This window comes from Maribacter sp. BPC-D8 (genome assembly GCF_035207705.1).
GTDB lineage: Bacteria > Bacteroidota > Bacteroidia > Flavobacteriales > Flavobacteriaceae > Maribacter.
Window position 1 is genome coordinate 938,098 of the sequence record NZ_CP128187.1, and the last position, 26,374, is coordinate 964,471.

Here is a 26,374-nt window from a genome sequence, read left to right on the forward strand (position 1 = left end):
TGTCAAAATGTAAAAATACATGTTTTTAAAAGGAATTAAGGACAAGTTTAAACGGAAATCTGGCCGTAAGATATTAAAACAGTTGGTGGCAACACCAGTTGCTGTAACGCGTGAGAGTAAGGGAATACGTTCTGTAGGTTGTATTGTGGATCTAGATAAGTTTGAGAAAACTGAATTGTTTTTTCAGTTTCAAGAAGAGCTATCGTTGCATCCCAATGCGGTTAAAATTATTGGATATAAGCGTTTTTATGATAAAAACTCACCATATGCCACTCCTGTTTTTTCAGATAAAGATTTAGGATGGAACGGTGAAATAGAAAACAGTTATGCCCTTGAGTTTTTAGGAAGAGAATATGACCTTTTAGTGAATTATTATAATGAGGATAGCCTTCTGTTGAATTTAATGTCAGTAAAGGCAAAAGCTCGTTTAAGAGTCGGGTTTAAAGAATTGGGTCCGACTTACAATGATTTAATGTTAGATACGCCGTTAAAGGACTTTCAAATATTTAAAAAAGAATTGAAAAAGTACTTGGGCATTTTTAAAGAGATTTAATTATGAGAGATTTAAGGGGAGCAGGTGTAGCGTTAATTACGCCTTTTAAAGAAGATGGTACGGTAGATGTTGAAGCTCTTAGAAAAGTAGTGGCCTATAATATTGAAGGTAATATAGACTACTTAGTGGTATTAGGTACTACTGCCGAATCTGTAACCCTTTCAAAAGCAGAAAAGCAATTGGTAATGCATACCGTAGAAGAAGCGAACCAAGGTGCTTTGCCCTTAGTAATAGGTATTGGGGGTAACAATACTATGGCCTTGGTAGAAGAACTTCAAACAGCAGACTTATCTGCTTACGATGCTATTCTATCTGTTTCTCCATATTACAATAAACCTACCCAAGAAGGTATTTATCAGCACTTCGCAGCGCTATCTAAAGCATCGCCATTACCCATAATACTATATAATGTACCTAGCCGTACCGGTAGCAATATGTTACCAGAAACTGTTGTACGCCTGGCGAAGAAATTTGATAATATAGTAGCAGTAAAAGAGGCTTGTGGCGATATGACCCAGGTGCAAGAACTAATATCAAAAAGACCAGAAGGATTTTTAGTGCTTTCTGGGGATGATATTACGGCATTGCCAACTATAGTTGCTGGTGGTGACGGTGTAATTTCTGTAATCGGTCAAGGTTTGCCAGAAGAATTTTCTAAAATGGTGCACGAAGGATTAGATGGTAATACCGAAGTAGCCTATAGCTATCATTATAAAATGCAAGATGGTATGAAGTTGATTTTCGAAGAAGGAAACCCAGCAGGTATCAAAGTTATTTTTGAATACTTAGGTCTTGCAAAGCCTTTTGTAAGATTACCATTGATTACAGCGAGTGATGCCTTAAAGCACAAAATTGTTTCATTTATGGAATCTATGATACGCATACCAGCATAAATATTCGTTAAATCTTCACTTAGTAGGACATTCGTGTGCTGTAAAGCCTGTATTTTTATTGGTTTAAAATGTTTTTTAAATCCATTGATAATCACTAATTTTGCAAAATGTTTTTTAAAATGAGGAGAGTTTTCCCAATACTATTGATTGCCATTGCTTTACAATCGTGTAGCGAGTACCAAAAAGTACTTAAGAACGATGATGTAAAAGCCAAATACGATATGGCCGAAACTTTCTATGAAGAAGGTGATTTTAGAAGAGCTAATAGATTGCTTGAGCAGATAGCACCTAAATATGTAGGTAAACCTCAAGGCGAGCGTGTTATGTTCTTTTTATCTAACAGCTACTTTCAGCGAGAAGATTACAATATGGCAGGCTATCAGTTTGAGCGTTTTGTAAAATCATATCCAAAAAGTGATAAGGCAGTAGAGGCTACTTTTTTAGGAGCTAAAAGTTTCTATATGTTATCTCCAGAATATTCTTTAGATCAGACCGATACCGATAAGGCGTTATTGAAATTGCAGAATTTCATTAACACATATTCTGAATCTGAGTTTTATGCAGAAGCCAATAGTATGGCGCAAGAGCTTACAACAAAAAAACAAGAAAAGGCGTTTGAGATATTGAAGCAGTACAATAAATTGGGCGAGTTCAATTATGATATGCTTAAATCTGCAGTAGCGGCGAGCGATAATTTTGTATCAGATAACCCTGGTTCTCCTTTTAGAGAAGAAGCAATGTTTATTAAGGTAGAAGCATTAACGCACATGGCGGTAAATAGTTTTGAGCAATTAAAAGAAGAGCGTTTAAAAAATGCCAAGTCTGCTCATGCAACAATGAAAAAGCAGTTTCCAGAATCTAAGTTTGATAAAGAAGCTACAGATTTAATTGAAAAAATTGATAAAGAATTACAACGCATGCAAGCGCAGGCCGTTGAATCAAAATAAATAATTTAATTATGAATATGAACGATTTAAAAAACTCTAAAGCAGCTGTATCAACGGTAACTATTGATCGTAATGAGTTTGATGCACCTACTGAAAATATCTACGAAGCTATTTCAATCGCTGCAAAACGTGCTGTTCAGATCAATTCTGAAATTAAGAAAGAACTTTTAGAGAAATTAGAAGAGTTTGCTACTTACAGCGATAGTTTAGAAGAAGTTTTTGAAAACAAAGAGCAGATCGAAGTTTCTAAGTTTTACGAAAAATTACCTAAGCCACACGCAATGGCGGTAGAAGAGTGGTTGACTGATAAAATCTACCATAGAAACACAGAAAAAGACGCTTAAGAAATATGTTGAACGGCAAAAATATTCTTTTAGGAATTACAGGAGGAATTGCCGCTTATAAAACAACATTCTTGGTTCGTTTATTTATAAAAGCTGGCGCTAACGTTAAGGTCATACTTACCGATAGCGCCAGCTCTTTTGTTTCCCCACTTACCTTAGCCACTTTGGCTAAAAACCCGGTAGTGCTTGATTTTGTAAAGACAGAAGGCAATACTGTCGACTGGAACAATCATGTAGAAATGGGACTCTGGGCAGACTTAATGGTCATTGCGCCAGCTACGGCGAATACCATGTCTAAGATGGCAACGGGTAATTGCGACAATATTTTAATGGCTACCTATTTATCGGCTAAATGTCCGGTTTTTATTGCTCCGGCAATGGATCTTGATATGTACAAGCACCCAAGTACCAAGAGTTCATTAGATGCGCTTACTTCTTTTGGTAACATGATTATACCGGCAACAAGCGGCGAGCTTGCTAGTGGTTTACATGGCGAAGGTAGAATGGCAGAACCAGAAGATATTATAAGCTTTATTAAAAAGCAGTTATCTGATGGATTGCCATTATCAGGTAAAAAAGTTTTGATTACTGCAGGTCCGACTTACGAAGCAATTGATCCTGTTCGTTTCATAGGAAATCACTCCTCAGGCTTAATGGGGTTTGAACTCGCTAAAACAGCGGCAAGTCTAGGTGCAGAAGTTTATTTAGTAACTGGGCCTACACATTTAACTGTTACACACGATAACATTCATGTTATCAATGTGGTGTCTGCAGACGATATGTATCATAGCGCTCAAATGTATTATGAAACTTCAGACATTGTAATTTGTGCAGCAGCTGTAGCAGATTATAGACCTAAGACCGTAGCAGAACAAAAGATTAAAAAATCCGAAGAAAACTTCACTATTGAATTGGTGAAGAATAAAGACATCTTAAAAACCTTCGGGGATCATAAAAAAAATCAATTCTTGGTCGGTTTCGCCTTAGAAACTGAAAACGAAATTGAAAACGCAAAAGGTAAGCTAAAGCGAAAAAATTTAGACGCCATCGTATTGAATTCTATGCGAGATAAAGGTGCTGGTTTTGGCGGCGTTACCAATAAAGTTTCATTTATAGATACCAATTCTGACATTACTACGTTTGAACTAAAGACCAAGGCAGAAGTTGCCGTGGATATCTTCAATGAAATTATTAAAAGACGGTATGCGTAAGGCTGTATTTCTATTACTTTTTACCTTTATTAGTTTAGTTACAAATGCTCAAGAATTAACTTGTGCAGTTACGGTCAATTCTGACCAACTATCTCGTGGTGAGCAACAAGTTTTTAAGACATTAGAACGTTCGTTGAACGATTTTATCAATAAAACGAAGTGGACAAATAGAGTGTACAAAGAGAACGAAAGGGTAAATGCCCAAATGTTCATTACCATTACCTCTTACGAATCAAATAATTTTAGTGGTAATATTCAAATACAATCTTCTAGACCAGTTTATAATACCTCATATTCATCGCCGGTTTTTAATTATAAAGACAATGCGTTCAATTTTCAATATATTGAGTTTCAGCCTTTAATTTTTAATGAAAATCAGTTCGAATCTAATTTGGTAAGTGTAATGGCATATTATGTTTATGTAATATTAGGCTTAGATGCAGATACCTTTGCATTAGAAGGTGGAACAGATTTTTATAGAAAGGCACAGAATATTGTAACCCAAGCTCAAGGTAGTAATTCTGCCGGATGGAGCCAATCTGCAGATTCTAACAGAAGTAGATTTGAATTGATAGATAACCTTTTGTCAAATACCTATAGAGAATATCGTATTGCGATGTACAACTATCATAGAAAAGGGCTTGACATATTACCTGATAACAATAGTACGGGCAAGCAAGTGATTGCCGGTACGATGAATTTGTTTCAGACGATGATCAATAGAAGACCAAATGCATTTTTGATTTCTACTTTCTTTGATGCAAAATCAGAAGAGATAAAAAATATTTTTTCTGATGGCCCAAAAGTCGACATCGTAAAGCTTAAGGAAACCCTCAATAAAATAGCACCTTTATACGCAACTACCTGGAACGATATTAAATATTGAACCATTTTTCAAAACGGAATTATAGATTACCTTTGTGAATCTAAAATTCTAACGCGTGCTATCAACCCTTTCCATTTCTAATTACGCATTAATTGATCATCTAGAAGTAGACTTCAATAAAGGTTTCACGGTTATTACCGGTGAAACAGGTGCAGGTAAATCTATTTTACTTGGCGGATTATCTTTAGTGCTAGGTAAACGTGCAGATTTAAGCTCTTTGCGAGTTAAAGATCAAAAATGTATTATAGAGGGAACTTTCAAAATAGACACGTACGGACTCCAAAGTTTCTTTGAAGAAAATGACTTGGACTATGAAGATAGTACAGTTATAAGACGAGAGATTTTACCTAGTGGTAAATCAAGAGCATTTGTAAATGATACTCCCGTTACTTTAGGTGTTTTATCAACCTTAGGGGAAAATCTTATTGATATTCATTCTCAGCATCAGACCATGCAGCTTACCGAAAACGACTTTCAGTTGAAATTGGTCGATGCATTGGCAAACAACCAGAAACGATTATCAGAATATAGAAAAGGCTTAAAGACCTATCGTAAAGCTCAAAAAGAACTAGATAAACTTATTGAAGTTCAAAGTGCTGCCAATAAAGAACAAGATTACAATACCTTTTTGTTAGAAGAACTTGAAAAGGCACCATTGAAAGCTGGGGTTATTGAAGAGTTGGAAGAAGAGTATGAGCAACTAAACAATGTTGAGTTGATTATGGAGCAACTGTCAAAAGGAGATCAGTTGTTTAATGACGAGCAAATTGGTGTTTTGCCTTTAGTGACAGAAATGCGTCAATCACTTTCGAAATTAATCGATTTTGGATCGAACTATAATGATTTGTTTGAGCGTGTAAAATCCGTACTGATAGAATTAGATGATGTTAGTTCAGAATTGCAACGATTGCAAGAAGGGGTAGAGGCGAACCCTGATCAATTAGAGCAAGTGAATAATAAATTACAGCTGCTATACAATTTGTTGAAAAAGCATAATGTTAGCGATATAGCTGAATTGATTATTATTAAGAATGACCTTGCAGATAAAGTTTTTGAAACGGCTAATTTGGATGACAAAATAATATCAAAAACAAAAGAAATTCAAGAGCTCGAAGCAGTTTTAGAAGCGCAAGCAGTTGTTTTGAGTAAAAAGCGTAATTCCGTAATTCCGCAATTAAAGAAAAAACTAGAATCTGATTTAGGGTTGTTGGGTATGCCGAGTGCATCATTCGAAATAAAACTAAGTACGGCAAAAGAATTTACTGCTACGGGTAAAGATGAACTTTCATTCTTGTTCACGGCAAACAGAGGTGGTAGCTACGGTGAATTGAAAAAAGTAGCGTCTGGTGGAGAATTGTCAAGAATAATGTTGGTGATTAAAGCAATGCTGGCTAAGTATGAAAAACTACCAACGATCATGTTCGATGAAATCGATACAGGTGTGTCTGGGGAGATATCTAACCGCATGGCAGATATCATGAAAGATATGAGTACCGATTTACAGGTTTTTTCTATTACTCACTTACCGCAAGTTGCATCAAAAGGTAATAACCATTTTAAAGTCTTTAAAACGGAAGGTAAAGAGCGTACCATGACGAATTTAAAGCAATTGACAGATGAAGAAAGGGTAGTGGAATTAGCTCATATGTTAAGCGGAAAAGATTTGTCAGATTCTGCATTGGCACATGCAAAAGAACTTTTGAGCGCTTCTTCAAGTATATAAATTACGCCATTTTTAAAATATGCAATTGGTCTAATAGCAATCAAGTCTTTGTTTACTTGAATTAAGACTGTTGTTTTAGGGTTTTTAAGCAACACTTCAATTCTCTATTAACATATTTTAGATATCTTTGATATATTAAATCTAACTATAGAATCAACCAGCATGGGATATAACTTATTAAAAGGAAAAAGGGGAATTATTTTTGGAGCACTAGACGCAAATTCTATTGCATGGAAAACGGCACAAACAGTACACGCAGAAGGTGGTACTTTTGTATTGACAAATGCCCCAATTGCCATGAGAATGGGACAGATAGATGAATTGGCTAAAGAAACCGGTTCAGAAGTTATACCAGCAGATGCAACAAGTGTTGAAGACTTGGATAATTTAGTAGCAAAGGCTGTTGAAATATTAGGAGGAAAAATTGATTTCGTATTGCATTCTATCGGTATGTCGGTTAACGTACGTAAAGGTCGTGCTTACACAGATGAGAAATATGATTTCACAGCAAAAGGATGGGATGTTTCAGCCCTTTCTTTTCATAAAGTATTACAATCGCTTTACAAAGCAGATGCTATGAATGAGTGGGGTAGTGTTGTAGCGTTGACCTATATGGCAGCACAAAGAACATTCCCAGATTATAATGACATGGCAGACAACAAAGCATATTTAGAGTCTGTTGCTCGTAGTTTTGGTTACTTCTTTGGTAAAGAAAAGAATGTTCGTGTAAATACGATTTCTCAGTCACCTACTGCAACTACTGCAGGTCAAGGAGTAAAAGGTTTTGATGGTTTTATCAGCTATGCTGAAAAAATGTCTCCGTTAGGTAATGCTTCAGCTCAAGATTGTGCTGATTATACCATAACATTATTCTCTGACCTTACAAGAAAAGTGACGATGCAAAACTTGTTTCATGACGGTGGCTTCTCTAATACAGGGGTTAGTCAAGAAGTTATTGAGAAGTTTTAATCATAATTTTAATTTTCCAATTTTGTTGGATCCTATTCATTAAAGGAAGGTAATAATGGACTTATCGTTTTCTTTTATCATTCCTGTATACAATAGACCCAACGAAATTAAGGAACTGTTGGGCAGTCTACGTTTACAAACCTATGACAAAACTTTTGAGGTGGTTATCGTCGAAGACGGATCTACCATTTCGTCTGAAGAAGTCATAGGTGAGTATGTAGATGCTCTGGCAATTTCATATTATAAAAAGCCTAATTCTGGTCCTGGTGATTCTCGTAATTACGGAATGTCTCGGGCAAAGGGTAACTACTTCATAGTCTTAGACTCTGATTGTATTTTACCGCCACAATACCTTGTGGAAGCAGAAAAGAGTTTACAAGAAGATTATGTGCATTGCTATGGTGGTCCAGATGCAGCACATGAATCTTTTTCTACCGTTCAAAAAGCAATTAATTATGCCATGACCTCTTTTTTAACCACTGGCGGAATTCGTGGTGGAAAAAAAGCAGTAGATAAATTTCAGCCCAGAAGCTTTAATATGGGTATTTCTAAAGAAGCTTTTGAAAACGTAGGCGGATACGGAAATATTCACCCAGGTGAAGATCCAGACCTTACCATACGTATTTGGAATAAGGGGTATAGAACAAAATTAATTTCAGAAGCATTTGTTTATCATAAGAGAAGAATAGACTGGAACAAGTTTTACATTCAGGTAAACAAATTTGGTATGGTGCGCCCAATTTTAAATAAGTGGCATCCAGAAACAAAGAAGATCACGTATTGGTTTCCGACTGTGTTTTGCTTAGGGTTATTGATTTCGATTGTATTGGCAATAGTGGGGTTTATGCTGCCATTGTACTTTTACTTTTTATATTTTCTGCTATTGTTCATAGATGCCCTTCGAAAAACTGGTAATTTAAAAGTAGCCTTTCTATCTTTAGTGGCAACTGCGATACAATTTTTTGGATATGGGTGCGGATTTTTAAAATCAACCTTGTATATTAATTCTTCAGGAAAAAAGCCAGAGGAAATTTTTCCGAAATTATTTTTTAGAGTGAACTGATGGAACGTTTATTAGAGTGGATTAAGACAGGACTAAAGAAAAGAAAGGTAAAAGTCTTTCTTGTGTTCTTGTTGTGTGCATCACTCGCTTGGCTAATTAATAAATTATCACTTACCTATACCAATAACACCACTTTTCAAGTAGAATATATTAATATTCCAGAAGAATTCTTATTGGCAAATACGCCCAAAGATGAAATTCAAGTACGTCTACAAGCAGCAGGATTCCAGTTTTTAGGGTATGAATTGAAACCTAAGCGTATTCAATTAGATGTCAGTAAGGTGATGCATAAAGATGATAGCTATTATCTAACGGCTGACCAAATTAGAATTCAATTAGAATCTCAACTTAATAATTATAGCACGCTGACCGATTTTGATAGCGACGCAATATATTTCGATTTTACATCTTTAGAGACAAAGAAAGTACCTGTTATGGCACTAATAGAAATGACTTTTGCAACCAATCACATTCTTGAAGGTAGTATTAAGGTTGTGCCAGATTCTATTCAGCTATCAGGGCCTAAGAGTCAAATAGACACTATAAATCAAATAGGAACTGTGTTGTTTAAATCAGACAATGTAAATAGCTCTTTTTCAAATGAAATTGCATTGCAATTACCAAAGCAATTAAAAGGAACTACATTTTCTAAACAAAAAGTAATGGTTTCTGGTAAGGTGGTTAAATTTTCTGAACAGGTCATTAAAGTTCCTGTTCATGTTATTAATTTACCTGAAAATATAAAGGTTCGTACTTTTCCAGAAATTGTTGAAGTTCGTTGCCAGGGCACTTTAGAGCATTTGAAACAATTAGAAATAGAAGATTTTTCTGTAGAGGCAGATTACGCCAAAATATCCAAAGAGACAGAAAATAGATTGTCTGTAAAATTAGTGAAATACCCAAGAACATTAAATAATGCTGTAATGAGTACAAACGAAGTCGAATTTATACTCCGAAGAGAATGATAGTAATTGGTCTTACAGGGGGAATAGGAAGTGGTAAGTCTACTGTTGCTACTATGTTTAAAGAACTAGGCGTTCCGGTTTACGATTCAGACAAACGTGCAAAGTATTTAATGAACACTTCAAAGATTATCAATAAGCAATTGGTAGCGTTGTTGGGGGAAGAAGCCTATGAGGAAGGAAAGCTGAACAGACCGTTTATAGCAGAGAAAGTTTTCAATGATTCAGAGTTATTAGCAGAACTCAATAATATAGTACATCCGGTAGTAAGGCAAGATTTCATAGATTGGATAAAAGAGCAAGACTCATGTTATGTAATTCAAGAAACGGCATTGTTATTTGAGAATAAATCGCAAGAGCTATATGATGACGTAATTTTGGTAACTGCCCCAAAAGAAGTACGCATCGAACGAGTGTTGAGCAGAGATAATAGTACAAGAGCGCAGGTTGAAGCTCGTATGAATAATCAGCTTGATGATGAAATCAAATTAGAATTAGCTAATTTTATTATCGAAAATATCGACTTGGAAAGAACTAGAGAAAAAGTTCTTCAAGTTCACGCATCTATCCTTACTGACTGTTAGTTATTTAGCAATTTTAACATTTTTGTTAAGGTTAGGTTAAACGTACTGACCTCTAACTGTTAAATCTTTAATTTTAACACCCAATGAACAAAAAGTTATTTGTGCTCTTAGTGATTTTAATGAGCCTTTCACTTATTGGTCTGATTTTCGTTCAAAGTTTCTGGATTAGTAAATCCATAGATAGCGGGGAAGAACAATTCTCTAGCAGTGTTTCTGAAGCATTGAACAGCGTCACCAATAAGATTACCGAAAGAGAATCTAAAAATTATTTTGACAGGTATTTACACGCGAAGGATAGTGCAGGAGGAGAGCTAAAAGGTACTCAGCTTACTAATTTTTTCTTTATTGATAGAGATGTCAATTCTAATGAAATTTTACTGTATGAACACGGTATTTTAGAAGAGGATTATGGTATTTCGTCTACGTTCTTTGATAGTAGTGATGGTGCAGATACTACCATCATTAAAAGTTATACCAGTAAGCGTACGACTTCAATTTTTAGAGCAGATATTGACTTAGAGGACGACACACCACGTTTAAATCCAATTCAAAGATTTGAAAAAATCGGAGGACTTAATAAAATGGAGAAAGCTGCCATGGAAGATGTTTTTATGGTTTATGCCAAGCGTGTTCCAATTCATAAGCGCGTCTCTAAACAAGAAATTGAGTTGCTTTTACAACGAGAGTTGGAAAATAGAGGAGTTGATATAGCATTTGAATATGGAGTGTATAGCAATGGTTTGCCGACCAAAGTAAAATCCTCTAAATTTAAATATGCAGAAGCGAATATCTATAGATCACCAATGTTCGTAGATTATGAGGGAGTTTCAAATTTCGATTTGTTAATTTCCTTTCCTAAGAAAAAGCGATTCTTGGTACAATCTATATTGGGTCTAGCAATGCTTTCGTTATTGTTTACTATAATAATTGTGGTAGCTTATGCTGGAGCTATTTATCAGTTAATACGTCAAAAACAGATATCTGAAATAAAAACAGATTTCATAAATAATATGACGCATGAGTTTAAAACTCCGATTGCGACTATTAATCTTGCTGTTGAGGCAATTAGAAATCCGAAGATAATTAACGACCAAGAAAAGGTATTAAGATATCTACAGATGATTCGCGATGAGAATAAAAGAATGCATGCTCAAGTAGAAAATGTATTGCGAATATCTAAGTTGGAAAAAAATCAACTTGATATTAGTAAGGATAGGGTTAATGTTCACGACATAATAGAAGATGCTATCACTCATGTACAATTAATAGTTGATGATAGAGGCGGATATATTCATACACATTTAGATGCCGAGCGTTGTGAAGTTTTAGCAAATGAAATGCATTTTACCAATGTAATCGTCAATATGTTGGATAATGCGATTAAGTATTCTGAAGAGGCACCTAAAATAGATGTGTTTACAGAAAGAGCTAAAAATTATATTATTATTAAAGTACAAGATCAAGGTGCTGGTATGAGTAAAGGTGTGGTTAAGAAAGTATTTGAAAAATTCTATCGAGAGCACACAGGAGACATACATAACGTAAAAGGACATGGATTAGGATTGTCTTACGTTAAAAAAATAGTTGAAGACCACCAAGGCGAAGTTTATGCCGAAAGTGAAAAAGGAAAAGGAAGTACATTTTACATAAAACTGCCGTTAATATAAAAATATATGGAAACAATAAACAAGAAAATACTTTTAGTAGAGGATGACCCGAATTTTGGGATTGTATTGAAGGATTATTTGTCAATGAATGACTTCGATGTCACTTTGGCGAAGAATGGAATGGAAGGTTTTGAGAAGTTCAAAAAAGATAATTATGATATCTGTATTTTAGATGTTATGATGCCATACAAGGACGGTTTCACATTAGCGAAAGAAATTCGTGAGAAGAATGAGAATGTTCCAATTGTTTTTTTGACGGCAAAAACAATGAAGGAAGATGTTCTTAAAGGATATAAAGCTGGTGCAGATGATTATTTGAACAAGCCTTTTGATTCTGAAGTATTACTAATGAAATTAAAAGCAATTCTTCAAAGAAAAGCTTCTAACGGATTAGCGGATAGCAAGAAATTTGAATTTACAATAGGTGGTTTCCACTTAAATTCTAAATTGAGATTCTTGAAATATAAAGATACCGAGGCAATTAAGCTTTCTCCTAAAGAGAATGAATTGTTACGTCTATTGGCTTTACATGAAAATGATTTAATGCCAAGAGAATTAGCTTTAACTAAAATATGGAGAGACGATAACTACTTCACATCTCGTAGTATGGATGTTTACATCGCTAAGTTGCGTAAATATCTGAAAGTTGATGATACGGTAGAAATATTGAATATTCACGGTGAAGGTTTCCGTTTGGTTGTAAAGACTGAAGGAGAGTAATTTTCAACAAGAATAAGTATAAAAAAAGCATCCTATTCGGATGCTTTTTTGTTTTTATAATTTTTTGTATATGTTTCGTTTTTCAAGAGATATGAACTTTGCGCTTACACTTGTTACTTATTTTTTCTTTTTAGATTGATATTCTTCAAGCATTTTGCTTAGTTCTATGGTTTCCTTGTTTGATGTTAATCCAACTTGTTCTGCGACCGCAATAATATCAGTTACATAATCGTATTCGATTCGACCTTTAATTTTGCCACTTTCAATTATTTTTTTTAGTTTATTTTCTCTTTTATAATCTAATTCTGATTCTTCAAGTTTTCTCCAAAAGTATTCAACAGTCTCTCCGCTACCATCTTGAAAATAAGTAAAAACGTCTTGAGTATGATATTTCAAAGAAGCTAAATTCTTAAATTGGGGCTTTGGATTGATAACATCATTTTTCCATTCTTTGTGCAGAGAAACTACATGATCCATATTATTTTTTTTCCATTCTTTTGGAGTCACATTGATATATGCTTCAATAGCTAAATCAATTGCAATTACAAGTTTTTTAGATTCATCTTCATATGATCTTTGTTTGCTCATTGTTCAATTAGCTATAGCTTTTCTATAATATCGCTCACAATCTCATCGGGAGTTTGATCGATAGAAACTGTAAGGGCATCTAAGGGAGTTTCAAGGTCATCGAATTGAGACTGTAATAATCCCGCAGGCATGTAATGGTTCTTTCGTTCGCTCAATCTAGCGTTGATAAGCTCAAAACTACCTTCTAAATAAACAAATTGATGATTATTCTCTAGGTTTTTGCCTAGTATGGTTCTATACTTTTGTTTCAGGGAAGAGCATACAATCACCGCACCAGTAGATAAGTTTTCAATACCAACTTCGTTGAGTTTTTCTAACCAGCCCTGGCGATCATTATCGTTTAATGGGTGACCTTCTTTCATTTTTTTAACGTTCGCTTCTGGGTGAAAACTATCGCCATCAAAAAATGGGAATTGTAATTTATCAGCCAGTAGCTTACCAATAGTAGATTTTCCGCTACCTGAAACTCCCATTAAAAATAAGATCTGTTTTTTAACCATTTTTTAAATTTTCAATATCAGTATCAATTTCAGGTAATAGTGTTTTAGGGTCGTAATCATATTCAACCCACTGAGTATTTTTGTTTCTTAAAAACCACGTCAATTGTCTTTTAGCAAATCTTCGGGTGTTTTTCTTAATCTCAGATATAGCAAAATCTAAAGTCCATTCACCGTCAAAATACTTAAAAAGCTCTTTGTAACCAACCGTTTGCAAGGCGTTATAATCTTTGTGCGATAACAATCCTTTTGCCTCTTCTAAGAGTCCGGCTTCGAACATTAAGTCTACACGTTCATTAATACGTTCATATATTAAGGGGCGTTCAGCTTTCAGTCCGACAGATAAGACTTTAAATTCTCTATCTGCTTTTGGTTTGTTTAAAAACGAAGAATAGGGGCTGCCACTACCAATAGCAACTTCTAATGCTCTAATAACTCTTTGAGGATTATAGATGTCTACCTTTTCAAAATATATAGGATCTAGTTGCTTTAGTTTCTTTTGTAGTGGTCTTATACCATTTTCAGCTAGTTCTAAATTTAACTTTTCACGAATAGATGGGTCTATTGCAGGAAAGGTGTTTAAGCCATCAGTAACTGCATTTACATAAAGTCCGCTACCACCAACCATAATTACTACATCATGTACTTTAAAAAGGTCGGATAGTTTTTGAATAGTTTCCCGTTCAAAATCACCGACGGTGTATTCTTCTGTAATGCTTTTGTGCTGTATAAAATGATGATCAGCTTGCGCTAGCTCTTCTGAACTAGGTACAGCAGTACCAATATTCATTTCTTTGAAAAACTGTCTAGAATCAGCTGATATGATTTCTGTTTTATAATGCTGGGCTAAAAGTATTGCCAATTTGGTCTTACCAATGGCTGTAGGGCCTACTACCGATATAAGTATTTTATTCATTTAATATGGATCCGCAATTATAACAATGAGTAGCGTCGTCTCTATGACCTTCTTTGCTACATGTTGGGCAGGATTGAGTGTTTATGTGTACGTATTTACCAGAATCCCTTAAATTAGATGTGTCTTCTTGGTTTTGTTTTGAAAATTCAGCTGTAACCATCCCTGTCGGTACGGCAATGATGCCATAACCTAAGAGCATAATAATAGTAGCAATTGCTTGCCCCTGTGGGGTAATTGGTGCAATATCGCCATAACCTACTGTGGTAAGTGTAACGATGGTCCAATAGATACTTGTGGGTATGCTAGTAAATCCAGCTTCATCACCTTCTATTAGGTACATGAGCGTACCCATCATCACCGAAGCAATAAGTACGGCAAATAGAAAAACGGTAATTTTTGCTCTACTGGCTTTTAAGGCTCTTTTTAATTGCGAGGCTTCCCCAAGAAAACGAGCAAGTTTTAAGATACGAAATACACGTAGTAATCTAAATGCACGAACGGCCAAAAGAACTTGTGATCCTGCAAAAATATAAGATATGTATAACGGAATGGTAGATAGGAAATCTATGATTCCGTAAAAACTAAAAATATAATGGCTTGGTTTTTTAATAGAAATAATACGAGCGATATATTCAATGGTAAAGAAGATGGTGACTATCCATTCTAATACAAAAAGAATTTCATGATATTCGGCATCGATAGCTTTGACACTTTCGAGCATGATTAGAATAACACTGAAAATGATAATAACGAAAAGAACAATATCGAAGAATTTACCCATAGGGGTATCTGCTTCATAAATTATTTCATGAATTTTACGTTTCCAGGGTGATAGTTTTTCGTCTTCCTTCAAACTAATCGTTTATTTCTATTATTTTAAGTACTCTTTTTTTTCTTAAATAAGATTCAATAAGATAATTAGCATCGCGAGTACCGTTCATAGGGGTGATTATGCTTTCTAAGATATGAATATTATTTATTTGATAGTTAAGATCATAGAATCCGAATCCGACCAAAGAGCCATTTTTGATTAAAATAGCACTTTGTTCTCCAATTTCTCGCCCCTTATCTACTACCACAATATTCTTACCATTAATATTGTTTTTGGCAGTTGCAGCTATAACACGTTTATTGTATTCTTCTACATCTTCTTTATTTATACATGCACCTTTGCAGTTGCCTTCGTCATACCCAGAGCAATTATTTCGAGCTTCGCTAATACCGTTTACTTTCTCGCATAAGTCAAACTCTTTCGTAATTTTATATAAATAATTCTTGGCACTGAATACTCCGTTAAAAAGCCCTAGTGGCTCTTTGCATTCTCTGTAAGGTTTAATTTCTAACGAGAAATAACCGTTTTCATTTACGCTTTTACAAATGGCATGACTGTACATTCTTTTTTTAGGAATGGTACTATACTTAGGTCTAAGCTTTAATAGCTCTTCGTGTTCCTTTAAAATGGCAACTAGTTCATTACCTGTAAGTTCAAAAGTAACTTTTTTAGTGTCTTTAGTTAGCTTTCTTGATTTATCATTTGTTTTGGTGAAGATTTGATTGACCCTCTTTTTTATATCACTCGATTTACTGAGGTGAATAATATCTCCATCTTTATTATGCATATAAAAGACGCCCGTTTTATTCGGCAAATCTCTTACAATATCTAATTGTTTTTCAGAGAGCTCACCTTGGGTTTCTTTTCTAATAGTATCTTTTATGATAATTTTTTCAGAGTCTTTGGCAAGTAATAATTTAAACAATTTGATGGTTGCCAGGGCATCACCATTAGCTCTGTGGCGATCACTTACGGGTATACCTAATGATCTAACTAGCTTTCCTAAACTATAAGATTCTGCATCGGGTAATAATAATTTAGAAAGGTCAACAGTACAAAGGGTTTTACGTTCAAAATTATAACCTAAACGTCTAAATTCTGTTCTCAAAATTCGGTAATCGAACTGGGCATTGTGCGCTACGATAACTGTATCTTCTGTAATTTCGATAATACGCTTTGCTACCTCATAAAATTTAGGCGCTGTTCTAAGCATTTTACTGTTGATGCCAGTAAGTTTAACAACAAATGGTTGTATGTCCCTCTCAGGATTTACTAAGCTTATAAATTTGTCAACTACTTTTTGACCGTCGAATTTGTGAATAGCAATTTCAGTGATTCCCTCTTCATTAAATTTTCCTCCAGTAGTTTCAATATCTAAAATTGCGTACATGTATTATAATATAATTTATGGGTGGTAATGTTTTAGATATTAATTTCTTGACCCAAAGATACTACTTCCTATACGTACCATGGTGCTGCCTTCTTCAATTGCGATGTTATAATCCCCGCTCATACCCATAGAAAGGGTAGTAAAATCAGCATAATTACTTTTAAGTTTTGTGAAGAGTGATTTAAGGCTAGCAAATTCTCTACGCACTTGATCCATGTTATCGGTAAAGGTTGCCATACCCATTAACCCTACGATTTTCACATTTTTGAAAGCTTTGAATTCTTCGTTAGCTACTAAATCAAGTAGTTCTTCTTCGTTAAACCCGAATTTCGTGTCCTCTTCTGCAATGTGTACTTGTAATAAACATGAAATAACTCTGTTGTGTTTTTCTGCTTGTTTGTTTATTTCTGCCAATAATCTAGGGCTATCAACACCGTGTACCAAAGAAACGTATTCAGCCATATATTTGACTTTGTTACGTTGTAAATGTCCGATCATATGCCATTCAATATCTTTTGGCATATTCTCCCACTTTTCAGTCATTTCTTGAACTCTGTTTTCTCCAAAAACACGTTGTCCCTCATCATACGCTTCTTGAATGTATGACATGGGTTTCGTTTTCGATACGGCAACCAAAGTTACTGTATCGGGAATGTTCTTTTTAATGGTTAATAGATTTTCTTTTATAGACATATAACTATGAATTCTTAAATGCTTCTAGTTTGTAAATTGGCTTGATACTACTTCAGCTTTTCTGCTTTCAGCGTAGTCATAAAAACCTTCTCCAGATTTTACTCCTTTTTTTCCTGCCATTACCATATTTACTAGTAAGGGAGATGGAGCGTATTTTGGGTTTTTGAATCCATCATGCATCACATTCAATATAGATAGACAAACATCTAATCCTATAAAATCTGCTAACTGTAGCGGTCCCATAGGGTGTGCCATACCTAATTTCATTACTGTGTCTATTTCTTCAACACCTGCAACGCCATGATGTAAGGTTTCAATAGCCTCATTAATCATAGGCATTAAAATTCTGTTTGCAACGAAACCGGGATAGTCGTTAACCTCGGTCGGAGTTTTTCCTAATTTCTTAGAAAGCTCCATAATAGCAGTAGTTGTTTCGTTAGAAGTGCTGTAACCTCTAATAATCTCTACCAATTTCATAATCGGAACAGGATTCATAAAATGCATTCCAATAACCTTTTCAGGTCTACTAGTTGCAGCAGCTATTTGAGTTATGGAAATAGAAGAAGTGTTGGAGGCTAAAATGGTATTTGCATCACAAACATCATCAAGCTCTTTGAAAATTTTTAACTTGATGGTCACATTTTCTGTGGCAGCTTCAATGGCAAGATCAGCCTTTGATACACCCGCTTTCAATTCTGTAAAAGATTTGATATTCGATAGTGTATTCTCTTTATCAGATGTAGTTATTTTTTCTTTAGCTACCATTCTGTCCAAATTCTTGGCTATGGTAGCAAGACCTCTATCTAAGGCTTCTTTAGAAACATCAATTAAGTGAACCTGAAATCCGTTTTGAGCAAATACGTGGGCTATACCGTTACCCATTGTACCTGCGCCTATAACTGCTATTGTATTCATATTTTCTTTGGATTAAATGCTGCGATAATTTGTAAAGCAACTTTTAGTGCTTGTGTACCTTGTTTTAAACTTACTACTGGGGTTGTATCGTTGTTGATTGCGTCGGCAAAAGATTCGAGTTCATCTAAAATGGCATTGTTGGTTTCTATAGACGGATTCTCAAAATAAATCTGCTTTTTAATGCCTTCAGCATTCTGTAAAATCATGTCGAAATCTCCCGGTGCTTCTGGGGCATCTTTCATTTTTACAACTTCAACCTTCTTTTCTAGAAAATCTACTGAGATATAGGCGTCCTTTTGAAAGAAGCGCGATTTTCTCATGTTTTTCAAAGAAATTCTACTAGCTGTTAAATTAGCAACACAACCATTTGCAAACTCTAATCTGGCATTTGCAATATCTGGCGATTGACTAATAACTGAAACTCCGCTAGCATTAACCTGTATAACTTCAGAATTTACAACACTTAAAATAGCGTCGATATCATGAATCATTAAATCTAAAACTACAGGCACATCAGTACCTCTAGGGTTAAATTCAGCCAGTCTATGTGCTTCAATGAACATCGGTTCTTTGATAGCGTTTTTTACAGAAGTAAAAGCAGGGTTAAAACGTTCTACATGTCCCACTTGTCCTTTCACTCCGTATTCTTTTTCTAAGGCAAGAAGTGAATTAGCTTCTTCTATAGTATGAGTGATAGGTTTTTCGATGAAAATATGCTTACTTTTTTCAATAGCCTTTTTAGCACAATCGTAATGTGAAAGAGTAGGAGTTACGATATCAACAACATCAACGGCATCAATTAAATCATCGAGGTTTTTGAAATAAGTATACCCGAATTCTGAACTTACTTTTTCTCCGTTTGAACTATCGGCATCGTGAAACCCTATCAGTTCATATTTTTTAGATTCGTTTAGAAGTCTAAGGTGGATTTTACCTAGATGCCCAGCTCCTAAAACACCAACTTTTAGCATTTGTTTCGTTTTCCCCAAAAATACGCATAGTTAGGTACTTTTATCCTATGCTGTATTTCAATTTTATAAAAAATAAAGATTAGTTTTCGTTGCTTCTTCCGTCGTTAGAAGAACTTTGTTAACTTTGAAGGACAAACCGACTACCATTGAAAGATACCTTAAAACACAGGGGAATGCGCAACCATTTAGCGCAAGTATTGATAGACAAAGGAATAGCTGATAAAAAAGTGCTAGATGCCGTTAGAGAGATACCTAGACATTTATTTATTGACAGTAGTTTTGAGGGGCATGCCTATCAAAACAAAGCGTTTCCTATTGCTGCAAACCAAACAATTTCACATCCATACACCGTTGCTTTTCAAACGGAATTGCTAGAAATCGAACCCGGACAAAAAGTTTTGGAAATTGGTACGGGTAGTGGGTATCAAACAGCTGTTCTTTTAAAACTAAAGGTTAAAGTGTATACTGTTGAAAGACAGTTAGAGCTATTCAAGAAAACGAATCTCTTTTTTAAGAAGATGGGTTATAGACCTAAACAAGTAATTTTTGGCGATGGTTATAAAGGCTTACCAAAAGAAGCACCTTTTGATCGTATAATAGTAACTGCCGGTGCACCAGCAGTACCAAAAGCATTATTAGCTCAATTAAAAGTAGGAGGTAGGTTAGTAATACCTATTGGTTTTGAAGAACAAATAATGACCTTATTTGTGAGAACCACAGAAAAAGAATTCACGAAAACTGAATACGGGTCTTTTAGATTTGTGCCTTTACTAGAAAATAAAAATTAATTATTAAAATCTTTTTTAATACGATCAAGGTCTCTCTTGTTGTCTCGGTCCTTGATAGACTCTCTTTTATCGTAAAGCTTTTTACCTTTTGCCAATGCAATCTGCATTTTTGCAAAACCTCTTTCATTAACAAATACACGAAGTGGAACAATGGTTAAACCAGATGTGTTTACTTCTTTGCTGAGTTTTTTAAGCTCTCTTTTTTGTAGAAGTAATTTACGCTCTGCCTTAGGTTTATGGTTAAAATGAGATGCATGAGAATACTCATCTATTTGCATATTAATTACAAATAGCTCATCTCTATCGTTGAACTCACAAAAACTCTCTGAGATAGAAGCTCTACCTTCTCGTATAGCCTTAATCTCAGTACCTGCAAGAACGATACCTGCGGTAAATTTATCTAAAAGCTCATATTCAAAACGAGCTCTTTTATTCTTAATGTTTATTGTATTCTGCATCTTAGGCAAAAGTAAGAACAATTAAAAGAATGTCTTAGCCTTTTAAAGCTAATTGCTGGTGTTATTAAAAGATGGAACTATTAATCGGGACAGTTACAATTGAAAATAAGTTTTTCTACCGAAGATGTACCATTGATGATTTTGACAATAAATAGTGTTCCGTTCTCACTATCATCAATATCAAAATACTTTTGCTCATCAATTAATTTATTAACAAACTCAGGTGTAGTGTTGCTGTGACCAACAACTAAAACGTTGTTATTTAAATTGTCTGTTTTAAATTGTGCAATATCGATCATACTAGGGTCGTAATATTGAACATCGATATTTTGCTTTACAGAAGTCGGTGCAGCAGTCATTGCTGTTCTATTGTAGTCAGTAGAATAAATAGCGTTTAATTCTGTATCGGCAAGAATTTCTGCCCAATGCATAGCTCTACCTAATCCTTTTTGGTTTAACTCAGGGTCAGAATCATCAGGATTACTTCTGTCCTTTTCTGCATGTCTAATAAGGTAAAATGTAGAAATTGAAGTTTGTTCTTGGGATCTATCAATTACTGGTTCATCTTTGCAAGAAAGATTGATTGCTAGCAAAATAAAAAGAACAAATTTGAATGCTTTCATGAAATTATGTTTGGTGTATTAAATTAATAACTAAAATTACTTCAAAATAGTACTATAAATAGTCTATTTTTTGTTTTTTTGCATATGAAAAATTTTTGTGGGGCGCTTCTTATCGGATTTGTAGTTCTAGGTCTTAAGGCTCAAGAGGTCGTTTTACCTACTGATTTTAGGCAACAAAACCTCACGGAGTATAACGGGAGCTTGATAAACCCTGCTTATAGTTTAGATCGCAATAACCCTTCTTCAGTAGCTTTGTGGGCTAGATGGCAATGGCAATCTTATGACGGTGATCCAACTTCGTTATTTTTAAATTACACAACAAGACTTAATGATGTTTCTGCTGCCGGTGTTGGTTTTTTTCAACACAATACAGGAATTTTCTTGAATACCGGTGCAGCTCTTAACTATGCTCATACCATAGAATTGAGTGAAGGTGTTATTTTAGGTGTTGGTTTAAACGTATTTGCTTTTCAACAGAAGTTGGCAGACGATCGCTTTTTTATACCTAACCCATTACAGACTACTGCAGAGAATGATTTTATTCTACAAATGGCACCAGGTGTTAATTTGAGCATTGATAAATTTAATATTGGTCTAGTCTCAGAAAACTTATTCGATTATAATTTCACTTCAAATGAACGTAACTCTAGTCCTGATGATAGAATGTTTCAGGCTTTGGTAAGTTATGATATTCCGGTTAGTGTTTTAAGTACAGATGACAGTTCGGTTTTAAAACCTATGATATATTACAAGACAATACCGGGTTTAGATAACCAAGTAGGTTTAACAGGTTTATTAACAACTAATAAATATTGGGCACAGGCAGGTTACAATAGTTTTTACGGATTCTCAGGAGGTGTTGGAGGTCGATTCTTTAAGCGGTTCTCTTTTGGTGCGCTAATTGAAGTGGGTACTAGCTCAGATTTAAAAGGTCAAGATCCTTCTTTCGAATTGGTAACATCATATAAGTTAGGTACACTTCAAACACCTGAAGAAAAACTCGAAGAACAATTAATTGCTGGAGAGGAAAAGCAAAAAGAAAATGCACTTGTTAAGCAAGAAGAGAAAGAAGTACTTTCTAATGAGTTAACAAAGGCTGAAAAGTTGGCTTTAAAGCGTGAATCTAAAAAGCAAGAGCGTTTAGCACTTATTGAAAGTAATAGATTAAAAGATTCAATTCAGCTTGCTTCAAGAAAATCTGATTTGGTAGTAAAAGAATCAAAAAGAGATATCAGAAGAAAAAGAGATTCTGTAGAAAATGCAAGGGCATCACAAGCATTAGCTTCTGCAAATGCCTTAAAACAACAAAGGCAACAAGATTCTATAGCAGCGGTTATGAAAAAAGAAGCAGCTGCTGTAGCGCTAGCGCAACAACAAAGACAGGATTCAATTGCACAAAGTGAAGCCTTGGCAATGAAAAATGAAGTAGTAAAAGTTAAAGCTGGCGAGAAATATGAAGAAGTAACCAAAGAAGGTTCTCTAGAGCCTGGTTATTACTTAATTGCCAATGTATTCGGAACTAAGAAGTATTTAGACGCTTTCTTAGCAGATATGCAGAAAAAGGGAATCAATGCTAAATCGTTCTTTAGACAAAAGAATAAATATAATTATGTTTATCTAGCTAAATACAACTTCATTAAAGATGCTAGAGAAGCTAGAGACTCCAAGTTAGGCGGGAAGTACACCGATAAAATCTGGATATTTAGAGTGACGGGGGAGTAGTAAAACTAACTATTAGCTAGTTAGTGTGCATTCGCTTAGAACATGCTAAAGCGTAATAGAAAGGTTTACTTCAATTCTCTTTTAATTAATACATCTAAATACGTTACCGTATTCAGTAGGTATTTACGGTCTTTTGTGATCGTAGCCATTGCAATGGCACCTTGAATAATCGTAAATAATTGTTTTGAGAATTGTAGTGGAGAAACCGGTAGTTTAAGCTCTCCTTTATTGATTCCGTTTTCAAAGACCAAGGCTATTTTTCCTTCAATATCCTTTATTGTTTCTTTTGCTGCGGCAGCGAGTAGTTTATTGTTGTGTTGCGCATCTATACCAACGTTTAATATGGGGCAGCCACCCATATGCATAGTGAATATGTCGTACTTTTTATAGAACTCAATAAGATTCTCAATTTTAGCCATAGCCTTACCCTCAATTGATAAATGCTCATCAATGGCGGTAAGTAGTAAGCTTCTGTTGTATTGGAAGGCAGCTAATGCTAATGCCTCTTTATTTTCGAAATTACCGTATAATGCACCTTTAGTTAAATTAGTGGCATCGGTTAAATCGCTCATACTTGTGCCTACATACCCGTGTTTATTAAATACAGGTGCGACAGTCTCAATAATAAATGCAGTAGTTCTTTCGGCTTTGGTCGACATAATAGACTGTTTTAATGCGAATATAAATAATCTATACTGTATGGTATATACTGTTGATAAAAAAAAGCGTCCATATATTTAATATGAACGCTTTTTTATCAAAATTTTAAATTTTAGACTGTAATTTCCTCTTGATTTCTGAAAACTAAACTATTGTCAAAGGCATCAAGTAAAACAACGCTGTCAGCTTTAATCTCACCACTAAGTAATGCTTTAGACATGTTGTTTAGAACTTCTTTTTGAATAGTTCTTTTAACTGGTCTTGCACCAAATTGAGGGTCGTAACCTTTCTCAGCCAAATAATCGATAGCCTCTTCTGTAGCGTCTAAAGTAATTTGTTGCTTGTCTAGCATTTTCTTTAAACTTTCCAGTTGTAGTCCTACAATTTCTTTGATGTTATCTTTGGTCAAAGGTGTAAACATTACAATGTCATCGATTCTATTTATAAACTCAGGTCGAACAGTTTTCTTTAAAAGACCAAGAACTTCAACTCTGGCGGTCTCTGCAGCACTATTAACATCTACTGCGTTTTCAAATGTTTCTTGAATAATATCGCTACCCATATTACTGGTCATGATAATAATTGTATTCTTGAAATCTGCAACACGACCTTTGTTATCGGTCAATCTACCTTCGTCCAATACTTGTAATAAGATATTGAACGTGTCTGGATGAGCTTTTTCAATCTCATCTAAAAGCACAACAGAATATGGTCTTCTACGAACCGCTTCAGTCAATTGTCCGCCTTCATCATAACCTACATATCCTGGAGGTGCACCTACAAGTCTACTAACCGAATGTCTTTCTTGATATTCGCTCATGTCTATTCTAGTCATTGCGTTCTCATCATCGAATAAATACGATGCCAGTGTTTTTGCAAGCTCCGTTTTACCAACACCTGTAGTTCCTAAGAAAAGAAACGAACCAATAGGCTTTTTAGAATCTTGGAGTCCGGCTCTACTTCTGCGTATAGCATCAGAAACTGCTTCAATAGCTTCTTCTTGACCTACCACGCGTTTGTGCAGTACTTCTTCAAGTTTCAATAGCTTTTCGCGTTCACTTTGCAACATTTTAGTAACAGGTATGCCTGTCCATTTAGCAACTACTTCTGCAATATCATCACTGGTAACTTCCTCTTTAATCAAAGTACCCGCATGTTGTTGCTCTGCTAAATCATCTTGTAGCTTCGTTAAGCTTTCTTGCGCTTCTTTAATTTTTCCGTATCTAATTTCTGCTACTTTACCGTAGTCGCCATTTCGTTCGGCGCGTTCAGCTTCAGCTTTAAAATTTTCAATGTCAAGTTTTGTCTGTTGAATGTTATCAACTACAGATTTTTCACTTTCCCATTGCGCAAAAATTTCGTTTCGCTCTTCTTTTATGTTTGCTAAATCTAAATTTAATACCTTAAGCTTTTGCTTGTCATCTTCACGTTTGATCGCTTCGATTTCAATTTCAATCTGCATAATTTTACGATCAAGCACATCAAGCTCTTCAGGCTTAGAATTAATTTCCATTCTAAGTTTAGATGCGGCCTCATCCATAAGGTCAATAGCTTTATCTGGTAAGAATCTATTGGTTATGTACCGTTGCGATAACTCTACAGCAGAGATGACCGCTTCATCTTTAATACGTACTTTATGGTGCGCTTCATACTTTTCTTTAATACCTCTAAGTATAGAAATAGCACTTTCAGTATCTGGCTGATCTACAACCACCTTTTGAAACCTTCTTTCAAGAGCTTTATCTTTTTCAAAATACTTTTGATACTCATCTAATGTGGTTGCTCCAATAGATCTTAATTCGCCTCTTGCAAGAGCTGGTTTTAAAATATTAGCGGCATCCATTGCGCCTTGTCCACCACCTGCGCCAACAAGCGTATGTATCTCATCAATGAATAAGATGATGTTACCATCGGCACTTACAACTTCTTTGATAACGGCTTTTAGTCGCTCTTCAAATTCACCTTTGTATTTGGCACCGGCAATTAAAGCGCCCATATCTAAAGAGTAAATTACTTTATCCTTTAGGTTTTCAGGAATATCGCCCTGTATAATTCTATGTGCTAAACCCTCAACTATAGCAGTTTTACCCACGCCAGGTTCACCTACTAGAATAGGATTGTTTTTAGTACGTCTTGATAAAATTTGTAGAATTCTACGTATTTCTTCATCACGCCCAATTACTGGATCTAATTTACCGCTATCTGCTAATTCATTTAGGTTTTTAGCGTATTTGTTAAGCGAGTTATAATTGTCTTCGGCACTTTGAGAGGTAACCTTGTCGCCATTACGCAATTCGTCTATCGCTGCCATTAAGTCTTTCTCGGTTGCACCTTGATCCTTTAAAATCTGTGCTATCTTACTTTTAGATTTTAAGATCGCTAAAAATAGATGCTCTATAGAAACATATTCATCTTCCATTTTTTTGGCGATGATACTGGCTTCGTTTAAAGTCTTACTAGCTTCTCTAGAAAATTGTAATTCACCACCTTCTACTTTTGGAAAGCTTAAAAGTTCTTTTTCTATAATTTGTTGAACTAGAGAAAAATTAATCCCAAGCTTTTTAATTAAAAAGGGCATTACATTTTCTTCAACTTCGGTAAGCGCTTTAAATATGTGCTCATTTTCAATTTGCTGATGTCCGTTATTTTGGGCAATCAGCTGGGCTTGTTGAATAGCCTCCTGTGATTTTATAGTGAAATTATTTATATTCATATTCTTTAGGTTTTAGTTAATTGTAATACTTTTGATAGTTAGTATTCAACAATCTTACCAATTAGATTTTCAGGACAAAATGGCTG

The 26,374-nt window shown here is 34.9% G+C and carries 27 protein-coding genes; 15 read left to right on the forward strand and 12 right to left on the reverse strand.

Going from position 1 to position 26,374, the window contains the following annotated elements; translation table 11 throughout:
- Positions 1 to 19: 19 nt before the first annotated feature.
- The 13 genes from QSV08_RS04145 to QSV08_RS04205 all read left to right on the forward strand — a co-directional run bounded on the left by QSV08_RS04145 (position 20) and on the right by QSV08_RS04205 (position 12,522).
- Complete coding sequence (locus QSV08_RS04145; protein ID WP_324026842.1) at positions 20 to 553, forward strand: DUF6913 domain-containing protein; 534 nt, start codon at positions 20 to 22, stop codon at positions 551 to 553.
- 2 nt (positions 554 to 555) lie between these two features.
- On the forward strand, positions 556 to 1,446 hold the full coding sequence (gene dapA / locus QSV08_RS04150) for a 4-hydroxy-tetrahydrodipicolinate synthase (RefSeq protein WP_324026844.1): 891 nt from the start codon (positions 556 to 558) through the stop codon (positions 1,444 to 1,446).
- Positions 1,447 to 1,565: 119 nt separating this feature from the next.
- Positions 1,566 to 2,393: an outer membrane protein assembly factor BamD gene (locus QSV08_RS04155; RefSeq protein ID WP_324026846.1), complete on the forward strand. Its 828-nt coding sequence runs from the start codon at positions 1,566 to 1,568 to the stop codon at positions 2,391 to 2,393.
- Between the two features lie 17 nt (positions 2,394 to 2,410).
- Positions 2,411 to 2,737 (forward strand): DNA-directed RNA polymerase subunit omega, encoded by a 327-nt coding sequence (locus QSV08_RS04160; protein WP_324026848.1) that lies wholly within the window; start codon positions 2,411 to 2,413, stop codon positions 2,735 to 2,737.
- 5 nt (positions 2,738 to 2,742) lie between these two features.
- Complete coding sequence (gene coaBC, locus QSV08_RS04165; protein WP_324026850.1) at positions 2,743 to 3,948, forward strand: bifunctional phosphopantothenoylcysteine decarboxylase/phosphopantothenate--cysteine ligase CoaBC; 1,206 nt, start codon at positions 2,743 to 2,745, stop codon at positions 3,946 to 3,948.
- Complete coding sequence (locus tag QSV08_RS04170) at positions 3,941 to 4,834, forward strand: DUF4835 family protein (RefSeq protein ID WP_324028348.1); 894 nt, start codon at positions 3,941 to 3,943, stop codon at positions 4,832 to 4,834. Before coaBC ends, QSV08_RS04170 begins: the two co-directional genes overlap by 8 nt.
- Positions 4,835 to 4,889: 55 nt before the next feature.
- Positions 4,890 to 6,557, forward strand: coding sequence for a DNA repair protein RecN (recN, locus tag QSV08_RS04175; RefSeq protein WP_324026851.1), 1,668 nt, complete (start codon positions 4,890 to 4,892; stop codon positions 6,555 to 6,557).
- A gap of 162 nt (positions 6,558 to 6,719) precedes the next feature.
- Positions 6,720 to 7,526, forward strand: a complete 807-nt coding sequence (locus QSV08_RS04180; protein ID WP_073244756.1) for an enoyl-ACP reductase FabI — start codon at positions 6,720 to 6,722, stop codon at positions 7,524 to 7,526.
- A 55-nt stretch (positions 7,527 to 7,581) separates the two neighbouring features.
- Complete coding sequence (locus tag QSV08_RS04185) at positions 7,582 to 8,589, forward strand: glycosyltransferase (RefSeq protein WP_324026855.1); 1,008 nt, start codon at positions 7,582 to 7,584, stop codon at positions 8,587 to 8,589.
- Positions 8,589 to 9,554 (forward strand): hypothetical protein, encoded by a 966-nt coding sequence (locus QSV08_RS04190; protein ID WP_324026857.1) that lies wholly within the window; start codon positions 8,589 to 8,591, stop codon positions 9,552 to 9,554. Before QSV08_RS04185 ends, QSV08_RS04190 begins: the two co-directional genes overlap by 1 nt.
- Positions 9,551 to 10,135: a dephospho-CoA kinase gene (gene coaE / locus QSV08_RS04195; RefSeq protein WP_324026858.1), complete on the forward strand. Its 585-nt coding sequence runs from the start codon at positions 9,551 to 9,553 to the stop codon at positions 10,133 to 10,135. The genes QSV08_RS04190 and coaE overlap by 4 nt, the downstream gene beginning before the upstream one ends.
- Before the next feature lie 83 nt (positions 10,136 to 10,218).
- On the forward strand, positions 10,219 to 11,802 hold the full coding sequence (locus tag QSV08_RS04200) for a sensor histidine kinase (protein ID WP_324026860.1): 1,584 nt from the start codon (positions 10,219 to 10,221) through the stop codon (positions 11,800 to 11,802).
- Positions 11,803 to 11,808: 6 nt separating this feature from the next.
- The gene (locus tag QSV08_RS04205) at positions 11,809 to 12,522 is read left to right on the forward strand and encodes a response regulator transcription factor (RefSeq protein ID WP_073244746.1); all 714 of its coding nucleotides are present in this window, start codon (positions 11,809 to 11,811) and stop codon (positions 12,520 to 12,522) included.
- A gap of 117 nt (positions 12,523 to 12,639) precedes the next feature.
- Here QSV08_RS04205 and QSV08_RS04210 read toward each other — a convergent pair whose 3' ends face one another.
- From QSV08_RS04210 to QSV08_RS04245, 8 genes are read right to left on the reverse strand one after another with little or no spacing between them, the layout of a single operon-like run.
- A complete protein-coding gene (locus QSV08_RS04210; RefSeq protein WP_324026862.1) occupies positions 12,640 to 13,110 on the reverse strand; it encodes a hypothetical protein in 471 nt (156 codons plus the stop codon).
- Positions 13,111 to 13,121: 11 nt separating this feature from the next.
- Complete coding sequence (locus QSV08_RS04215; RefSeq protein ID WP_324026863.1) at positions 13,122 to 13,610, reverse strand: gluconokinase; 489 nt, start codon at positions 13,608 to 13,610, stop codon at positions 13,122 to 13,124.
- Positions 13,603 to 14,523: a tRNA (adenosine(37)-N6)-dimethylallyltransferase MiaA gene (gene miaA, locus QSV08_RS04220; protein ID WP_324026865.1), complete on the reverse strand. Its 921-nt coding sequence runs from the start codon at positions 14,521 to 14,523 to the stop codon at positions 13,603 to 13,605. Before miaA ends, QSV08_RS04215 begins: the two co-directional genes overlap by 8 nt.
- The gene (locus QSV08_RS04225; protein ID WP_324026867.1) at positions 14,516 to 15,376 is read right to left on the reverse strand and encodes an ion transporter; all 861 of its coding nucleotides are present in this window, start codon (positions 15,374 to 15,376) and stop codon (positions 14,516 to 14,518) included. Before QSV08_RS04225 ends, miaA begins: the two co-directional genes overlap by 8 nt.
- Before the next feature lies 1 nt (position 15,377).
- Positions 15,378 to 16,745 carry an exonuclease domain-containing protein gene (locus QSV08_RS04230; protein ID WP_324026869.1) on the reverse strand — a complete coding sequence of 456 codons (1,368 nt, stop codon included), beginning with the start codon at positions 16,743 to 16,745 and terminating at the stop codon, positions 15,378 to 15,380.
- Positions 16,746 to 16,784: 39 nt separating this feature from the next.
- Positions 16,785 to 17,438, reverse strand: a complete 654-nt coding sequence (locus QSV08_RS04235; RefSeq protein ID WP_324026871.1) for a YggS family pyridoxal phosphate-dependent enzyme — start codon at positions 17,436 to 17,438, stop codon at positions 16,785 to 16,787.
- 24 nt (positions 17,439 to 17,462) lie between these two features.
- Entirely contained in the window at positions 17,463 to 18,353 is an 891-nt protein-coding gene (locus tag QSV08_RS04240; RefSeq protein ID WP_324026873.1) for a 3-hydroxybutyryl-CoA dehydrogenase, read from the reverse strand.
- On the reverse strand, positions 18,350 to 19,324 hold the full coding sequence (locus QSV08_RS04245) for a Gfo/Idh/MocA family protein (RefSeq protein WP_324028349.1): 975 nt from the start codon (positions 19,322 to 19,324) through the stop codon (positions 18,350 to 18,352). The genes QSV08_RS04240 and QSV08_RS04245 overlap by 4 nt, the downstream gene beginning before the upstream one ends.
- 146 nt (positions 19,325 to 19,470) lie before the next feature.
- On the opposite strand from QSV08_RS04245, the gene QSV08_RS04250 reads away from it, so the two are divergent.
- Positions 19,471 to 20,112 carry a protein-L-isoaspartate(D-aspartate) O-methyltransferase gene (locus QSV08_RS04250; protein ID WP_324026874.1) on the forward strand — a complete coding sequence of 214 codons (642 nt, stop codon included), beginning with the start codon at positions 19,471 to 19,473 and terminating at the stop codon, positions 20,110 to 20,112.
- On the opposite strand, the gene smpB is transcribed toward QSV08_RS04250, so the two are convergent.
- Both smpB and QSV08_RS04260 read right to left on the reverse strand, forming a co-directional pair.
- Positions 20,109 to 20,570, reverse strand: a complete 462-nt coding sequence (gene smpB / locus QSV08_RS04255) for an SsrA-binding protein SmpB (protein WP_324026876.1) — start codon at positions 20,568 to 20,570, stop codon at positions 20,109 to 20,111. The genes QSV08_RS04250 and smpB overlap by 4 nt on opposite strands.
- 80 nt (positions 20,571 to 20,650) lie before the next feature.
- Positions 20,651 to 21,193: a SixA phosphatase family protein gene (locus QSV08_RS04260; RefSeq protein WP_324026878.1), complete on the reverse strand. Its 543-nt coding sequence runs from the start codon at positions 21,191 to 21,193 to the stop codon at positions 20,651 to 20,653.
- A gap of 84 nt (positions 21,194 to 21,277) precedes the next feature.
- Here QSV08_RS04260 and QSV08_RS04265 point away from each other — a divergent pair, with 84 nt between their 5' ends.
- On the forward strand, positions 21,278 to 22,915 hold the full coding sequence (locus tag QSV08_RS04265; protein WP_324026880.1) for a PorP/SprF family type IX secretion system membrane protein: 1,638 nt from the start codon (positions 21,278 to 21,280) through the stop codon (positions 22,913 to 22,915).
- A 65-nt stretch (positions 22,916 to 22,980) separates the two neighbouring features.
- On the opposite strand, the gene QSV08_RS04270 is transcribed toward QSV08_RS04265, so the two are convergent.
- Positions 22,981 to 23,574 carry a TetR/AcrR family transcriptional regulator gene (locus tag QSV08_RS04270; protein WP_324026881.1) on the reverse strand — a complete coding sequence of 198 codons (594 nt, stop codon included), beginning with the start codon at positions 23,572 to 23,574 and terminating at the stop codon, positions 22,981 to 22,983.
- A 113-nt stretch (positions 23,575 to 23,687) separates the two neighbouring features.
- Entirely contained in the window at positions 23,688 to 26,288 is a 2,601-nt protein-coding gene (gene clpB, locus QSV08_RS04275) for an ATP-dependent chaperone ClpB (protein WP_324026883.1), read from the reverse strand.
- Positions 26,289 to 26,374: the final 86 nt, after the last annotated feature.

What these genes read in the sequence shown, in the direction of transcription:
- QSV08_RS04260 (WP_324026878.1), bottom strand. Translation starts at nt 21,193, where the DNA reads ATGAAAGCATTCAAATTTGTTCTTTTTATTTTGCTAGCAATCAATCTT.
- QSV08_RS04270 (WP_324026881.1), bottom strand. Translation starts at nt 23,574, where the DNA reads ATGTCGACCAAAGCCGAAAGAACTACTGCATTTATTATTGAGACTGTC.
- QSV08_RS04205 (WP_073244746.1), top strand. Translation starts at nt 11,809, where the DNA reads ATGGAAACAATAAACAAGAAAATACTTTTAGTAGAGGATGACCCGAAT.
- QSV08_RS04180 (WP_073244756.1), top strand. Translation starts at nt 6,720, where the DNA reads ATGGGATATAACTTATTAAAAGGAAAAAGGGGAATTATTTTTGGAGCA.
- coaBC (WP_324026850.1), top strand. Translation starts at nt 2,743, where the DNA reads ATGTTGAACGGCAAAAATATTCTTTTAGGAATTACAGGAGGAATTGCC.
- QSV08_RS04200 (WP_324026860.1), top strand. Translation starts at nt 10,219, where the DNA reads ATGAACAAAAAGTTATTTGTGCTCTTAGTGATTTTAATGAGCCTTTCA.
- coaE (WP_324026858.1), top strand. Translation starts at nt 9,551, where the DNA reads ATGATAGTAATTGGTCTTACAGGGGGAATAGGAAGTGGTAAGTCTACT.
- QSV08_RS04215 (WP_324026863.1), bottom strand. Translation starts at nt 13,610, where the DNA reads ATGGTTAAAAAACAGATCTTATTTTTAATGGGAGTTTCAGGTAGCGGA.
- QSV08_RS04170 (WP_324028348.1), top strand. Translation starts at nt 3,941, where the DNA reads ATGCGTAAGGCTGTATTTCTATTACTTTTTACCTTTATTAGTTTAGTT.
- QSV08_RS04155 (WP_324026846.1), top strand. Translation starts at nt 1,566, where the DNA reads ATGAGGAGAGTTTTCCCAATACTATTGATTGCCATTGCTTTACAATCG.
- QSV08_RS04190 (WP_324026857.1), top strand. Translation starts at nt 8,589, where the DNA reads ATGGAACGTTTATTAGAGTGGATTAAGACAGGACTAAAGAAAAGAAAG.
- dapA (WP_324026844.1), top strand. Translation starts at nt 556, where the DNA reads ATGAGAGATTTAAGGGGAGCAGGTGTAGCGTTAATTACGCCTTTTAAA.
- QSV08_RS04240 (WP_324026873.1), bottom strand. Translation starts at nt 18,353, where the DNA reads ATGAATACAATAGCAGTTATAGGCGCAGGTACAATGGGTAACGGTATA.
- clpB (WP_324026883.1), bottom strand. Translation starts at nt 26,288, where the DNA reads ATGAATATAAATAATTTCACTATAAAATCACAGGAGGCTATTCAACAA.
- smpB (WP_324026876.1), bottom strand. Translation starts at nt 20,570, where the DNA reads ATGCAGAATACAATAAACATTAAGAATAAAAGAGCTCGTTTTGAATAT.
- QSV08_RS04245 (WP_324028349.1), bottom strand. Translation starts at nt 19,324, where the DNA reads ATGCTAAAAGTTGGTGTTTTAGGAGCTGGGCATCTAGGTAAAATCCAC.
- miaA (WP_324026865.1), bottom strand. Translation starts at nt 14,523, where the DNA reads ATGAATAAAATACTTATATCGGTAGTAGGCCCTACAGCCATTGGTAAG.
- QSV08_RS04230 (WP_324026869.1), bottom strand. Translation starts at nt 16,745, where the DNA reads ATGTACGCAATTTTAGATATTGAAACTACTGGAGGAAAATTTAATGAA.
- QSV08_RS04160 (WP_324026848.1), top strand. Translation starts at nt 2,411, where the DNA reads ATGAACGATTTAAAAAACTCTAAAGCAGCTGTATCAACGGTAACTATT.
- QSV08_RS04185 (WP_324026855.1), top strand. Translation starts at nt 7,582, where the DNA reads ATGGACTTATCGTTTTCTTTTATCATTCCTGTATACAATAGACCCAAC.
- QSV08_RS04235 (WP_324026871.1), bottom strand. Translation starts at nt 17,438, where the DNA reads ATGTCTATAAAAGAAAATCTATTAACCATTAAAAAGAACATTCCCGAT.
- QSV08_RS04145 (WP_324026842.1), top strand. Translation starts at nt 20, where the DNA reads ATGTTTTTAAAAGGAATTAAGGACAAGTTTAAACGGAAATCTGGCCGT.
- QSV08_RS04210 (WP_324026862.1), bottom strand. Translation starts at nt 13,110, where the DNA reads ATGAGCAAACAAAGATCATATGAAGATGAATCTAAAAAACTTGTAATT.
- QSV08_RS04265 (WP_324026880.1), top strand. Translation starts at nt 21,278, where the DNA reads ATGAAAAATTTTTGTGGGGCGCTTCTTATCGGATTTGTAGTTCTAGGT.